Below are 13,893 nucleotides of genomic sequence, written 5' to 3'. Positions count from 1 at the left end.
CAAATCTGCGTAGGAAATCCGGTGAGGAAGGGTTGGTTTGAGGTCACACGAGAAGCAACCTGATCACCGGATTTCCGACCACTCCTTTCGCCGAAATCTCGCTTAAGTCAGTGCCATTCGGGTCAGTCCCGACTAACAAGCATCGACTGTTCTCGAAAGACCAAAGCAGTTTGCAGTTACAGATTACGTGAGAGGAATCGGACGCGCAGGGTGGAGTGGTCGGAGATCGCGAGGAAATCGGCATCGAAGGTGATGAGTTCCGCGTCGTGGTGGATGGCGAGATCAACCTTGCTCTTCATGGAGAGGGCGATGCGGTTGTTCTGAAGAAGATTTTCAAACAGGAGGCAGCAGAGGGGGCCGGATGGAGGGATTCAGGCATCGCATCTCCGGCTCTTCTTGCTCGGTCGCGAATGGCGCGGGTGGGTTCCAGACGTTGCCGCGCGCAACCGCCCTTTTTCGCCAGCTTCAACAACCCGCCGTGCTAAGAATCAGAAGAAAGGTCATCCACGTCGCAGCCGCCCAGCTCAGGAGTGCTAGACAAAAATCCCCGAAGACCAGCGCATGAGCCGCCGTTGGCATCCTTTTTTGCGTCATGACCAGCAGAACGCATGGCACGGCCAATTGAAGGAGGCATTGAACAAGACCGAGAAGATGCAAGCCACTGTGTCTTCCCGAATGTGAGACAGCGAATCTCAGCAGGCAGATATAAATGACGGGATTCAACACGATCGCCACGCGACAAATCACCGACCCGCGTTTCAGTGTGGTGCTTACGAGGGGGCTGGAGATGTCACGCAGATCCTTTTCGGGAACTTCGACGGTCATTTTCATGGGAGAAGAATCGCAAAGTCTGACTTTGGGGCAAGGAAAGTCTGATTCTGAGTTGTAGCGGCGGTCTGCGACCGTCGCTAATTGAAACTGGCGGCCGGACAGGTGCACTTCATTCGCCGACGCTCACAGAGCGCCGCTACAAGACGTTTCAGTCACTTTTTGAAAACCAGCGACGGTCGCAGACCGACGCTACAGGGGTGGAGGCGATTCAGAGGGATCCTTCGATTCCTCAACGGTAGTCGATCGGTAAGATCTTGTTTTTGATCTGAAGATAAGTGAGCAGGCATTCGACGCCGGAGACCGTGGTCATGCAGTTTGCTTCCGTTTCATTGAAGGGCTTGCCCCAGGAATAGCTGATCGCAGTCCGGTTGGAGGTCATCTGCTTGCGGACCGCGGAGGCGGACTGGTTGACGAGGGTTTCCATCTGTTTCCTGGCATCCTCCGGGGCATCCGAGAAAAAGAAAAGGGGCGCGAAGTGCATGAAAACCCCATTGAAGGCATGGGCATTTGAGTTTCCAAAATCCGCAGATGGGGAGTAGAGGACCCCGTCTTCCGCCATGTCGGTCATGACGAAGTTCATCACCTTTCCGGAGACTTCGCGAATCCCCGGATGCCGCTCCTTCGCCTTTTTACTGGCGAGCCCGAGGGCAGCCAGCACCGTCCCATTGTTGTAGGAGTAATTTCCCGGATAGTGGCGCTTGTTTCGTAGCTGATAGTTGTCGAAAACCAGTCCCGTGTCTTTGTCGATCAAGAGATCACACTGGAGGTGGAGCCAGGTGGAGGCGAATTCACGAGGAGATTTCCCGTTGATTTCCTTTTCCGGCATCCGGAAGGCCAATGTCGCCGCTTGGGCGAGAGTGCAGGTGTTGTAGGAACGGTGATCCCGATTCCAGAAGATCCCACCTCCGCCCTGGGTCTTGGGGTCATCGTAATAGCCGTAGAAAAAAGGCGGTGCCGACTGCGGGGAAGTCGTCAGCGCATGGTCGAAAATGTCCTGATAGGAATCGATGACTTCGATTTCCTTGCCCGCCGGATCCTTATGCTTTTTGGCAGCCAGTTGGACCTGATGGAGATTGAGTTCAAGAACGGCGTTCGCGCCCCAGCATTGGTCATCGCTCAGGTTGTAATCCACGAAGAGCGCCTCCTTGGCCCACTTCAGGTATTTCGCGTCGCCGAGGACGTCATACGCATGCACGAACATCATGCTCACAACCGATTTCTGCCAATCCAGGATCTTCTTGTTCCCAAAAGAAGTGTAATCCTGGAGGTAGCGCTCGTGGACGTAATCCACGGCTTCTTTGGCGTCTTGTTTTGTCAAGATCATCGGCTCCGCTAGGGCGGTCGATGGGCCAAGCAGCATCAGGAATAGTGGCAGAATGGCAGTGGCAGGATTTGTCATGCGGCGGAATGTGATAGCGAGGAAATGCCGGTGAGGCGGCAGATGTCACGCAGATCCTTCTCGGGAACCGTAAGTGATCAGAAAATCGAAATTTACTCAGATCTTTCTGCTCTGGGTGAGAGCCATCGGCGCAAGTCATCCCGCGACCTGCGTTTCTCTTTGATTGCATTGGCACCCATAAGTTTCTATTTTTCAAGACCATGGAAATTCTCAGGGCTAAAGTGAGTGTCTGTTGGTTGCCTGTCTCCTGCGCGGTCACGGCGGTGATTTGCTATCTGCTGTTTGGCCCGGCAGCTCGTCACGCTCTCCCTGCGCCTTCAGCGAAAGCAGCAGATCCCGGCCATCCATCCGCGGTTTCCACCAACCCGCCCGTCGTGGCGAAGCCGTCCGCCGCACCGCCTTCGAACAACTCCATTTCGAGGCCACCTCCCGCAAGAACTTCATCCGATGGCAAGGTGGTGGATTGGGATACCGCACAGGCGATGATGAAGCGCCGCGACAGCACGACCTTTACGAATAACGGGACGTTCCCTTCAGGCGTCGGTAGGGAAATGGGATTGGACGACAATCAAATTCAAGCCGTTCAAACCTCGCTCGGACGTTTCTGGAAGACGATGGCCGCGGAGACCGCCAAAAGAGCGCGCTACGATGAAGAGGCTTCCGACGCCGGACTGAAGAAAGACGTCTATCGGATCCCCGCGCTGGCGGATCGCGGACAAGCGTTGCGTGACGGATTTCAAAAGGACCTGGCGACCATCGCGGGTGAGGAAAATGCCGCCCGTCTGATCAAGGGCATGAGCCATCAGCCATTCGGGGATTTCGGGAAATATGACGTCGTGGCGACCTTCGTGCCGGATGAGGAATTCATTGAGGCGGGATTGGGTAAGGACGCCATCCGTGTCTCCTATCAGTATACCGATCCTGCCAGCGGGGCTGGCATCCTTTCCGGGAACAGCACCTTGGAATCGTTCAACGAGAGCTTCGGCCCTTGGTCTCTGCCGCGCGGCAAACCCTAGCAGGGGAGGGTGGGACTTCGGTCCACCCGTGTCGGCCACAAGGTTGGTTTCAAGGCGTGCTTTTGAGACGATAGAACCTCTGGGTGGTGGGCTGCGGAACGACGAAGCGGGCGGCAAAGGAACGGAAGGCGGAAGTCGATGGAGCGCCCATGGGTTTCCAATTCTGGAGATCGTCGGAGTATTCGAGCTGATTGGTCATACCGGGTTCACAGGGAAGATTGAGAGAAACGGTGCCATCCTTGAGTTGGATTTGCGTGCGCTCGGTTGGGTAACTGGTCGATAGAAGCGCATTCGTTCCGGCGATCCACTCGGCAGCGTTCGAGAATAGGTCGCCATCGGCGTCTGCCAGTCGGTCATCGATGCCGACGACGAAGGGCGCGCCGAGCGTGACCTCGGTAGTGTCCGGGATGCCGTCGTTGTCCCAGTCTTCCTGGATGGCGCGCGTGATGGTGGAATCCCCGGCGATGTAAAGAACCCCGTTTTGATCCACATCCAGGCCCACGGGATTTGAAGGGCCAAAAGAGTCGGGCGCGAGGACGATGGAGGTTCCTGTCTGGAACACTGACCCCCAGAGAGTGGTGACGGTGCCATCCGGCCGGATTTTCCGGATTCTTCCGTCCGTGTAGTTTCTAACATCCGCGACGTATATATTGCCTATCTGGTCGCAGCAAATTTCCTGGGCTTGTTGAAAGCGGGCCGAGGAGAGCGGCCCGTCATCCCAACCCGTCAGGCCGCCCGCGACGGGTGAGAGGACGTTGTCAGGGCCTATCCTCCTGATGCGGGCATCATCGGTTGCGACCAGAATCCGGCCATTGCCGTCCCGGGTCATTGCCCGAAGATCGAAGTTGCCCGTGGTGGGGGGGATGTCATAGGGCGGCAGCGGCGTGATAGCATTGGGGCCGGTGATTTTGAGTATTTTGTCGCTCGTGGAGTCCGCCACCAGGAAACCTCCCGCAGGCAGCGGGAGGAGATCCGAAGGGGTGACGTAGTTCATGAACCAATTCTGGAGTTGCGTGCCCGAGGGTGTGAAGAGCTCGATGCCCCCGTAGGTGTTTGCCGAATAGGCGGCGGCCACCTTGCCATCGGAAGCAAGGCCGACGGCCACGTAGTGCTGGGCGAGAGCGCTTTGATAGAGCCTGGTCCAGGCCCCACCCTCCAGCTTCCAAAGCGACCCATAACTGACCGCGTATGTGAGTGAATCGTTGACGCGGACGATGTCGTATAGCTGCCCATCAGGATTGGCGGCTGATTTTTCGAAGCGGGTTTTCTGCGCGGAGATCTTGGTGACAATCAGACGGGCGGTGGCTGGATTCATGCCATTTTTAGTGGCGAGGACATTGATCTCGGTACCCTCGGGTACGTTCAGAGGGCCTGTCCAGATCGGGGACTGCTCGGTGGGGAGGGTGCGGTTGGTGGTGTAGCGGATGGTGGTGCCCGGGGTCTGGTTCACCAACTGGACGGGGGAGTAGAGATCGACATACGCGGCGGAAAGCGTGGGCGCGGTGACGAACAGATTGAAATTATGGCTTGTGACTTCGCTGGGTTGCCAACCGTCGCCCGGTTTGATGGCGACGGCCTTGAGAACCAGGGTGTGATCGATGAAGACTCCGGTTTGGGCGGAGTAGAGGGGGCTGGTTGCCGTGGGCTGCGAGCCATTGATGGTGTAGCGGATTTCCGTGCCAGAAGTGGAGGTGCTGAGGAAACAGGTGGTGTAATCGTTGAAAAAGCCATTTCCCCCGCCAATCGCCACGTAATTGGGCCGGAGCTGATAGATGGCCTCGCCCGGCGGGCTCGGATTCATGTCCGCCCGGAAGGTCGCGGCCCGGACAGTGAGAGGATCGAAACTCTGGATTGCGTTCGAGTTGAAAATGAGGCTGTCGGCGTCGGGTGCCGAGCCATCCGTGGTATAGCGGACGACCGCTCCCGGAACATTGGTGCTGAGATAAAACGAGACGCTGTCGGTGAAGGTGCCTGTCGGCGGATAGATCGTCGGCGGTGGAAGCGTGTCCGGGGCGTCGATTCGATAAACCGAACTGCCATAGTAGTCGGCGAAGTAGATTTCTCCGGCTTCGTCCTTGCCAAAGGTGGACGGGTGATAGTCGGTGTCCTTGAGCAGCGAGACGCGGCCACCTGCGGCAGGACTTTCCATCGCCCAAATCCGGCCTGTCTGAAAATCGCCGAACAGATAGAGCCCCTGCAGGCGGGGATTTGTTCCTCGATAGATATACCCGCCCGTCACCGAGGATCCGAGGGAGTGGTCGTATTCAAAGGCCGGAGGCCGGAGAGAGCCGACGGTGCCTGTCTGCGCCACGAAGTCCAGTGTGCCTTCCTTAACCGACCAGCCGAAATTGGTTCCCGCGTTGAAGGACGCGAATGGAAGGAAATTGATTTCCTCGCGCTGTTGTTCTCCCACATCGCCGATGAAAAGGTCGCCGGTGAGAGGATCGAACGAAAAGCGCCATGGATTGCGCAGACCCCAGCAGAGGATCTCGGGGCGCCTCGTCGTGCTGGTGGCAAATGGATTGGCTGCGGGAATGCCATAGGGCAGACCGGGAGAGTTCTGATCCACATGGATTCGGAGGATTTTTCCCAGCCGGTTGGCAAGGTTCTGACTGTTGTGGTCCGGGTCGCCGGCACCGCCGCCATCGCCGATGGAAATGTACAGCAGCCCGTCCGGTCCGAATGCCAACTGGCCGCCATTGTGGTTTGTTTCCTGTTTCGGTGTGACCAGCAGGATTTCCTCGGAATTGGGAAGGGCCACGTTCGGATCCGTGCTCATCCGGAACCGGCTGACCACGGTGGCTCCGTCTCCCGAGCGGCAGTAATAAACATAGAAACATTTTTTTTGCGCGAAGCCCGGCGGAAAGGCGAGCCCCAGCAGCCCTTGCTCTCCCTGCTCTCCATTAAGTGCGATCTTGCCGCTCACGTCCAGCAGCGGCGTTGGCAGCAACGCTCCGTTTTTGAGAATCCGGATGATGCCATTCTGGCGGACGAGAAAGAGTCTGTTGGAGCCATCCGCCGCATTCTGGATGTCCACGGTATTTTCAACTCCACTGATGATCGGAGCGAATCCGATGATTGGCCAGTTAGGTTCGACTGCTGCGTTGGAGATCCCGTGGCATCCGATCCATCCCAAGAGGAATATCAGTGAGAGTCTTAGAATGGAAGGGCGCTTGCTCATAAAGTCTGACAGTCGGCGGGATCTACTAGAAATCAAAGCCTGATCATAAAAGGGCGAGCGTGCCGCCGAGGTCGATTTCGGCGGGATGATTTGCTCCCAACCGTGGCGGCCGAAGTCCGGCACTCCTTATTTCTTCTTCGCGTTGTTCAGCGCTTGGGAGAACCAGTCGTTGTTTGGGGCCGCGTTGGGGCGGAAATCGCCGGGGCGGCCTTGGGGGCGGGGGCCGTTGTTGCGGTTTCCGCCACCACCGGGGCGGGAGTCGCGGTCGTCGGCGGAGCTGCGACGGTTGTCGAGATCGACCTTGCTCTTCATGGAGAGGGCGATGCGGTTGCGTTTGAGATCGACTTCGACGACGGTGACCTGGACTTTCTGGCCGACCTTGACGACTTCCGATGCGTCGCGGATGAAGTGGTCTGCTAGCTGCGAGACGTGGACGAGGCCGTCCTGGTGGACGCCGACATCGACGAAGGCACCGAAGGCGGTGACGTTGGTGACGATGCCGGGAAGCTTCATGCCGATGGTGAGGTCGGAGGGTTTCTCGACGCCTTCGACGAAGGAGAAGAGCTCGAATTGTTTCCGCGGGTCGCGACCGGGCTTGGAGAGCTCGGCGACGATGTCCTTGAGGGTCGGCAAGCCAACCTGGTCATCGACGTATTTCTGCAAGTCGATCTTCTTGCGGGCGACTTCGTTGCCTAGCAGTTCTTCGACCTTGCATCCGGCGTCGGCCGCCATCTTTTCGACGAGCGGGTAGCGTTCCGGGTGGACGGCGGAGGAATCGAGCGGGTGCGCGCCGCCGCGGACGCGGAGGAATCCGGCGGCTTGCTCGAAGGCTTTCTCGCCGAGGCGCGGGACTTTCTTCAATTGCTCGCGCGAGGTGAACGCGCCGTTTTCATTGCGCCAGGCGACGATGTTTTCGGCGAGCGAGGAATTGAGGCCGGAGACGTAGGAGAGGAGTTGTTTGGAGGCGGTGTTGAGCTCGACGCCGACGGCGTTCACTGCGCTGACAACGGTGTCGTCGAGGCTGGCTTTGAGCGCGCGTTGATCGACATCGTGCTGGTATTGGCCGACGCCGATGGCTTTCGCGTCGATCTTCACCAGCTCGGCGAGCGGGTCCATCAGACGGCGGCCGATAGAAACCGCACCGCGGACGGTGACGTCTTCGTTAGGGAATTCCTCGCGGGCGACATCGGAGGCTGAGTAGATGGAAGCGCCGCTTTCATTCACCATCACGACGGGGATGGAGGAGGGGAGCTTGAGTTTTTTGATGAAGGCTTCGGTCTCGCGGCCGGCGGTGCCGTTGCCGATGGCGATGGCCTCGATGTCATACTTCTTGATGAGCGTGGTGACTTCGACGGCGGCTTCGTAGGCCTGGTTTTGCGAACCGGCGGTGGCGTGGAGCACGGTGTGGTGGAGCAGCTTGCCGGAGCGGTCGAGCACGACGGTCTTGCAACCGGTGCGGAAACCGGGGTCGATGGCGAGCAAGCGCTTTTCACCGAGCGGCGAGGCTAACAAGAGTTCGCGGAAGTTGTCGGCGAAAACGGTGATGGCGGTTTCGTCGGCGCGCTTTTTCGCCATCAGGCGGGATTCGGTTTCCATCGATGGCATGAGCAGGCGCTTGCATCCGTCCTCGACGGCCTGGGCGACGTGCTTGCCGGCGGGACCGGTGGATTTGACCCAATCGGGAAGCGCTTGGGAAACCACACGTTCCATCGGGACCTCAACGCGCATGAGCAGGAATCCTTCCTTTTCGCCGCGGCGGATGGCGAGCATGCGGTGGGACGGGATGGAGTGGAACGGCTCGCTCCACTCGAAGTAGTCGCGGAACTTCTGCGCGTCGCCTTCCTCTTCTTTTCCATACATGATCTTGGAGGAAACGGTGGCGTCCTCCTCGTAAATTTTCCGGACGCGGCCACGCAGCGGGGCGTCATCGGCCACGCGTTCGGCGATGATGTCGCGGGCACCGGCGAGGGCCTCGACGATGGTGGGCACTTCCATTTCCGGGTTAAGGAACTTCGCGGCTTCCTCCTCGGGATCGGCGGATTGGTTTTCGAAAATGAAATCGGCGAGCGGGGTAAGGCCGCGTTCGATGGCCTTGGTCGCGCGTGTCTGACGCTTCGGGCGATAGGGAGCGAAGATGTCCTCGACGGCGTTCACGGTGAGCGCGGCTTCGAGCTTCTTTTTCAGCTCGGGAGTGAGAAGCGAGCGCTCTTCGAGAGATTTCAGAACGGCGGTGCGGCGGGAATCGAGCTCGGCGAGCTGCAGCATGCGGTCGCGGATCGTGGTGATCTGGACTTCGTCGAGCGATCCGGTTTGTTCCTTACGATAGCGGGAAATGAAAGGGACGGTGCCACCTTCGGCGATAAGTTTGGAGGTGGCGGTGACGGAGGAAAGGGAAATGCCGGTTTCGCGGGCGATGGCTTCGAGGTGGGTCATGCGGGTGAAATTAAAAAGTTGAGGTGGGTTTCAAGAGGGACTTAGAGGAGGCCCGCTGGGGCGGCAAGTGAAACACGGCGTACGGAAAATTGAGGTGCGATCCGGCATTTCAGGCTTGCGGAAATCACTACTTGCCGTGGAAACGCCGCAGATTCAAAGCCGCCGGGCCGACAAACCGGAGGGCGGGGGAGAGCTGCTAGTTTTTGATCGCCGGAGGCGCAGGGGAAAGTAGGGTTCGGAACATGAAAACCCCCACCTTGGTCGCCGGGACGGTACTGATTGGAATCGCGATCGGATTTGTCGTGGGCAACATGGCGGCTGGCCCGGGACGCTCGGCGCAGGAAGATGCGGCGGAGAATTCAAGTCGGACGAAGTCGTCGCGGTGGACCGGTGGCGGAGCGGCGGGGCGCTCGACAAACAAGGCGGAAAGCGTGGCGTCCGGATTCGGGAATGGGCGGGAATATGTGAGAATGTCCGCGAGCGATGCGTTGGCAATCGTGAAAGCGAACCTCGATCCCCGCGTGAACGGCGGTTTACTTGATGCAGCGCGGAACAATTACGAATTTCAACTCATGCTCAGTAAGCTGCCGTTATCCGAAATGGAGAGTTTGATGGCCATATCGAAGGAAGAGGGAGTGCCGACCTATCGCATACGCGTGATCTTCAACGCCTACGCGAGCCGGGACCTGGACAAGGCGATGGCATGGGCGGATGCCCAGCCGGATGCGGATTCGTGGAAGAGTGTGGCGATCAGCGCGGCGGTGGCCCGTGATCCCGGCCGGGCGATGGAGATGTATCAGGATGCCCTGCTGGGAGGGCGAATCTCCAGCTTCGGAGGAGACTCGATGGATGGAGCCTACAGCCTGGCCAGCAACGCCGCCAAACAGGGTAAGGTCGCTTTGCTTCAGTTCCTCGATTCGGTGCCATCCTCCGGAGCGGGCGGCTACATGAGCAGCCTTCTCAGGAACCTGCCGAAAGAGGACATGCCCGGATTTCTGGAAGAACTGGATAAGCGGGTGAAAGACGGGAAGATGGAACAATGGACGATGACCACTATGCTGCAAACCCTCGCCAGCAACGATCCGGCACTAGCCCGGAGTTTGATCGATAAGATGCCCTCCGGCCCGGAGCGGGCCAGTCGTGAGATTTCGTTCGCCGGAAACCTCGCCCAGCAAGGGAAGACTGCCGAGGCGCTGGAACTCGTGAAAAGCGCGTTGGCCCGGCAGCCGGGCAAGGAAAAGGAAGTTTTCATGGACGAGGCGGGCAAGATGTACAACAGCCCGAACTTCATCACCCGGATGGCGGAGGTGCTGCCACCGGGAGTGGAACTGACGGTGGGGGATGTGACAAACTTGGCAAATCGCAGCGGCCGGTCCGATCCGGTGGGCATGGCAAAGTTGCTCAAATCCGCCGATGACCAGTCCGCGTATCTGGAGAATGCCATCAGGAATTTAGGCAGTCGCTCGACGAAACCCAATGAGACCGATTTTCGGGTATTGGAGTATCGCATCCAAGCACTCGGTTTAACGGGCTCGAATGCGGAGGCCGTCCAAAAGCAACTGGCTGAAAGCAGGCAGAAGGCACTCGGAAAATAGCGATGGCTTCGTGGCAGATTCTGTGGATGGGATGTTCTAAGAGGATCTCGAGGAGGCGGCAAGAATTTCGGCGGGGGGGGGATTTTCAGGGCAGGGGGGAATTAGGTTGAAATGCGAATCAAGCGTTGCGGGGAATCCTTTTTTCGAATATTTGGATTCCATGAAGACGACAATTGATATTCCGGATCAGGTGCTGGCGGATGCCATGCGTTTCACCGGGGCGAAAACGAAACGCGAGGCGGTGGTGAAAGCGATTGAGGATTACAACCGGCAGCAGAAGATCAAACAGCTCGTTTCCTCCCTAGGGACTTGGGACATCGCTACCAACGAAGAGATCGAGGCGGGTGATTCAATGGAAATCGAAACGATTCGAAATAAACGCTCTGACCGGTCATGAGAGACTGTGTTCTGATCGATAGTTCTGCGTGGATTTCGGCAGCCCGGGCCGGTGGCGAGGGGGTATTTCGCGACGAAGTCAGCAGGTTGTTGGAACTTGGAAAACTGGCTCTGACCGATCCTGTGTGGACCGAACTCTATCAAGGAATCCGCGGCAAGCGTGAGGAAACCGAGCTCCAGCGGCTGCGTGATTCCTGTGAATGGTTGGAATTCGACACGCTCTGCTGGGAAATGGCGGGGAAGAATGGCCGTGCCTGTCTCAAGGCCGGAGTGAACGTGCCTTTCGGCGATCTACTGGTGCATGCCTGCTCGCGTCGTTATCAGGTAAAGCTTCTGCACTGCGACAGGCACTTTGATATGATCGATGCGGTGTGCCCTTAGCTATGAAGGCGCTCCGGCTCCGCAGTTCCAGCATTCGGCGAAGACGCCCTCGACTATTTCACCGCATTTCGGGCAGGTCCAATCCGCGACGACGGGAGCGGATGCGTCCTTGTCTCGATAGACTCGGATGATTTCCCGGGCGCGCTCCTCGTCGATCTTGTCGAGCACCCAGAGTTCCGGATAGACCAGAGTGTGGGGGATCTCGCCGGCCAGTCCGGAAGCACCGGCATTGCGGATCTCACAGGCGATGCCCTCGCTTTCCAACAGCGACGCCATGTGGCCGACGATGGTGAAGTCGATGTTGTCGAAGACGAGGCGCATTCGCATGGTGGGGTTGGGTTATTTCAGCTCTTTGAAATCGGTGGCGTGTTGGCGAGCGAGGGCTTTGATGTTTTCAATGTCCACCGGGGTCGAGAAAGCACGGCTGGGGAGGAAGTAATAGTTTTTTGAATCAAATTGATAGAGGAATCCATCTGGAGTCGAGATCACGCAGGGTATGCCAAGCCATTTGAGTTCCCATCTTGAGTTTGTCGTGATGACTTCGATGCCGGACTCGGAAGTTGTCCATTTGATTTCCTCGGTTTCCCGCAGTGAGTCGAAATACCGGCGGATGATGGATTGGTTCATCAGTTTGATGACCACCCATGAAATCGGAAATACCGAGGAAATGGCTCCGAAAACGATCAAAACGACGGGGAGAGGCAGTTTGCCAATTACCAGCCACAGAAATAGGCATGAAAAGCAGCCGTAGAGGATGACCGCTAATAGGTTATTCAGGAATTGTGATTTGTGCAGATGTTTTCGGATTTGCTCACTCCCTTTCCGCGCATCATCCGCGTTGTAACAGTAGGTTATGGTAATCGGTTCCATCGAATTTGATTCGGAGCAGGGACTTTGCCGTCCCGTCTTCATGACTGAGGTAAGACGAAGAGGGGGACAATAAGGTCCCCGCTCCTTATTTCGTGCGAAGGCGGATCACGCCGTCACGGCGCTGCGGTCGTCGTTGAGTCCGCTCTTCTCGATGAAGTAGTCGTAGCCGCCGGTGTATCTCGTGACGAGAGCGCCGCTTTCCGGGTTCTTTTCGTTGCGGGTGACGTGGAGCGTCGTTTCTGCCAGAGTCCGGATGAAGTGGACATCGTGGGAGATGAACACGAGCGTGCCTTCGTAGTTTTTCAGGGCGCTGACCAAAGAGTCGATAGAGAGGATGTCCAAGTGGGTGGTCGGCTCGTCCATGAGAAGGAGGTTCGGCGGATCGACGAGAAACTTGACGAGGTTGAGGCGGGATTTCTCACCACCGGATAGAACGCCGCAGCGTTTCTCGACATCGGTGCGGCGGAAGAGGAAGGAGCCGAGGATGGAGCGGGCTTCCTCATCGCGCAGGGTGGTGCAGGCGGCGAGGACTTCTTCGAGAACGGTGTTGTTTTCGTTGAGGGTCTCGGCGCGGTGCTGGGAGTAGTAACCGATCTTGGTGGCGTAGCCGGGTTCGCGTTTTCCTCCGTCGATGGGGAGGACGCCTGCCAGAATCTTCAGCAGGGTAGATTTGCCCGCGCCGTTAGGGCCGACGAGGACCATGCGGTCGCCGCGCTCGATGGTGAGGTCGAGGTCCTTGTAGATGCGCTTATCGCCGTAGGACTGGCCGATTTTTTGGAGATCGATGACTTTCTGGTTGGAGCGGGGAGGCTGGGGGAAGTTGAATTTGAAAGGCTTGCGCGGGGTGCGGGGCTTTTCGATGCGTTCGATTTTTTCGACCAGCTTGATGCGGGACTGGACCTGCGCGGCCTTGGAACCGACCTGGCGGAAGCGCTCGATGAATTCCTGGTGAGCTTCGATTTCCTTGTTCTGGTTGCGGTAGGCTTGGACTTGCAGGTCGTAGCGTTTTTCCCGCTGATCGAGGAAGGCGGTGTAGTTTCCGGTGTAGGAAATGAGGGCGGCGGCGTCGGGATCGATTTCGATGACGGTCTCGATGATGGTGTCCATGAAGTCGCGATCGTGCGAAATCATGAGGATGGCACCGGAGTAATTTAACAGATAGCGCTGGAGCCAGAGGAGCGAGAGCAGGTCGAGGTGGTTGGTCGGCTCGTCGAGCATGAGCAGGTCCGGCTCCATGACGAGGAGGCGGGCAAGGTGGGCGCGCATGACCCAGCCGCCGGAATATTCGCGGGCGGGTTTGTTGAAATCGTCGCTCTTAAAGCCGAGGCCGTGGAGGATTTTTTTCGCCTTCGGTTCGAGTTGATAGCCGTTGAGCGCGGTGAATTGGTCCTGGGCGTGGGCGAACTCGGGGGTGGAGAGATCGCCGGATGCCTCGCCTTCGCGGATGGTGCGGAGGAGGCCGATCATTTCCGGGGTGATGCCCATGGCGATTTCGATGATCGTTTCATCGGTAGGCTCGCCGGCTTCCTGCGGGAGGTAGCCGGTGATGGCGTATTCGTCGCGCTCGATGGAGCCTTCGTCGGGCTGGTCCTCGTCGAGGATCATGCGGAAGAGGGTGGATTTGCCGGCACCGTTGGGGCCGACGAGGGCGACGCGTTCGCCCCAGTTGATGGACATTTCCGCCTCGCGGAGCAGGGTGCGGCCGCCGAGAGTTTTGGTAAGCTTGTGAATCGTGAGCACGCCGGGGGTTTAGAACACGAGCGGGCGCTGGGCAAGGATTTCGGCAGCGGG

12 protein-coding genes are annotated in these 13,893 nt (G+C 58.2%); 4 read left to right on the top strand and 8 right to left on the bottom strand.

Features of this window, described 5'->3' with window-relative positions; genetic code table 11:
- Nucleotides 1-176: 176 nt before the first annotated feature.
- The 3 genes from ABIQ96_RS25350 to ABIQ96_RS25340 all read right to left on the bottom strand — a co-directional run bounded on the left by ABIQ96_RS25350 (nucleotide 177) and on the right by ABIQ96_RS25340 (nucleotide 2,230).
- Entirely contained in the window at nucleotides 177-299 is a 123-nt protein-coding gene (locus tag ABIQ96_RS25350; RefSeq protein WP_348217457.1) for a hypothetical protein, read from the bottom strand.
- A 166-nt stretch (nucleotides 300-465) separates the two neighbouring features.
- Nucleotides 466-831 carry a hypothetical protein gene (locus tag ABIQ96_RS25345; RefSeq protein WP_348217456.1) on the bottom strand — a complete coding sequence of 122 codons (366 nt, stop codon included), beginning with the start codon at nucleotides 829-831 and terminating at the stop codon, nucleotides 466-468.
- Nucleotides 832-1,060: 229 nt separating this feature from the next.
- A complete protein-coding gene (locus tag ABIQ96_RS25340; protein ID WP_348217455.1) occupies nucleotides 1,061-2,230 on the bottom strand; it encodes a glycoside hydrolase family 76 protein in 1,170 nt (389 codons plus the stop codon).
- A gap of 200 nt (nucleotides 2,231-2,430) precedes the next feature.
- Here ABIQ96_RS25340 and ABIQ96_RS25335 point away from each other — a divergent pair, with 200 nt between their 5' ends.
- On the top strand, nucleotides 2,431-3,246 hold the full coding sequence (locus ABIQ96_RS25335) for a hypothetical protein (RefSeq protein WP_348217454.1): 816 nt from the start codon (nucleotides 2,431-2,433) through the stop codon (nucleotides 3,244-3,246).
- Between the two features lie 49 nt (nucleotides 3,247-3,295).
- Here the strand turns inward: ABIQ96_RS25335 and ABIQ96_RS25330 are convergent, their stop codons facing one another.
- On the bottom strand, nucleotides 3,296-6,427 hold the full coding sequence (locus ABIQ96_RS25330; RefSeq protein ID WP_348217453.1) for a PQQ-dependent sugar dehydrogenase: 3,132 nt from the start codon (nucleotides 6,425-6,427) through the stop codon (nucleotides 3,296-3,298).
- A 126-nt stretch (nucleotides 6,428-6,553) separates the two neighbouring features.
- Complete coding sequence (locus tag ABIQ96_RS25325) at nucleotides 6,554-8,860, bottom strand: Tex family protein (RefSeq protein WP_348217452.1); 2,307 nt, start codon at nucleotides 8,858-8,860, stop codon at nucleotides 6,554-6,556.
- 242 nt (nucleotides 8,861-9,102) lie between these two features.
- On the opposite strand from ABIQ96_RS25325, the gene ABIQ96_RS25320 reads away from it, so the two are divergent.
- The 3 genes from ABIQ96_RS25320 (at nucleotide 9,103) to ABIQ96_RS25310 (ending at nucleotide 11,232) form a co-directional block, all read left to right on the top strand.
- Nucleotides 9,103-10,455: a hypothetical protein gene (locus tag ABIQ96_RS25320; protein ID WP_348217451.1), complete on the top strand. Its 1,353-nt coding sequence runs from the start codon at nucleotides 9,103-9,105 to the stop codon at nucleotides 10,453-10,455.
- Nucleotides 10,456-10,615: 160 nt separating this feature from the next.
- Nucleotides 10,616-10,852 (top strand): type II toxin-antitoxin system VapB family antitoxin, encoded by a 237-nt coding sequence (locus tag ABIQ96_RS25315; protein WP_348217450.1) that lies wholly within the window; start codon nucleotides 10,616-10,618, stop codon nucleotides 10,850-10,852.
- On the top strand, nucleotides 10,849-11,232 hold the full coding sequence (locus tag ABIQ96_RS25310) for a PIN domain-containing protein (RefSeq protein WP_348217449.1): 384 nt from the start codon (nucleotides 10,849-10,851) through the stop codon (nucleotides 11,230-11,232). The genes ABIQ96_RS25315 and ABIQ96_RS25310 overlap by 4 nt, the downstream gene beginning before the upstream one ends.
- Here the strand turns inward: ABIQ96_RS25310 and ABIQ96_RS25305 are convergent, their stop codons facing one another.
- The 3 genes from ABIQ96_RS25305 to ABIQ96_RS25295 all read right to left on the bottom strand — a co-directional run bounded on the left by ABIQ96_RS25305 (nucleotide 11,233) and on the right by ABIQ96_RS25295 (nucleotide 13,842).
- Nucleotides 11,233-11,559 carry a DUF2007 domain-containing protein gene (locus ABIQ96_RS25305; RefSeq protein ID WP_348217448.1) on the bottom strand — a complete coding sequence of 109 codons (327 nt, stop codon included), beginning with the start codon at nucleotides 11,557-11,559 and terminating at the stop codon, nucleotides 11,233-11,235.
- Nucleotides 11,560-11,571: 12 nt separating this feature from the next.
- The gene (locus tag ABIQ96_RS25300) at nucleotides 11,572-11,859 is read right to left on the bottom strand and encodes a YcxB family protein (RefSeq protein WP_348217447.1); all 288 of its coding nucleotides are present in this window, start codon (nucleotides 11,857-11,859) and stop codon (nucleotides 11,572-11,574) included.
- A gap of 348 nt (nucleotides 11,860-12,207) precedes the next feature.
- Nucleotides 12,208-13,842 carry an ABC-F family ATP-binding cassette domain-containing protein gene (locus tag ABIQ96_RS25295; protein ID WP_348217446.1) on the bottom strand — a complete coding sequence of 545 codons (1,635 nt, stop codon included), beginning with the start codon at nucleotides 13,840-13,842 and terminating at the stop codon, nucleotides 12,208-12,210.
- Nucleotides 13,843-13,893: the final 51 nt, after the last annotated feature.

This window comes from Luteolibacter sp. (assembly GCF_039920825.1).
Classification (GTDB): Bacteria; Verrucomicrobiota; Verrucomicrobiia; order Verrucomicrobiales; family Akkermansiaceae; genus Luteolibacter.
Note: the sequence above shows the minus strand (reverse complement) of the source record. Positions and strands in the feature narration are given on the sequence as shown.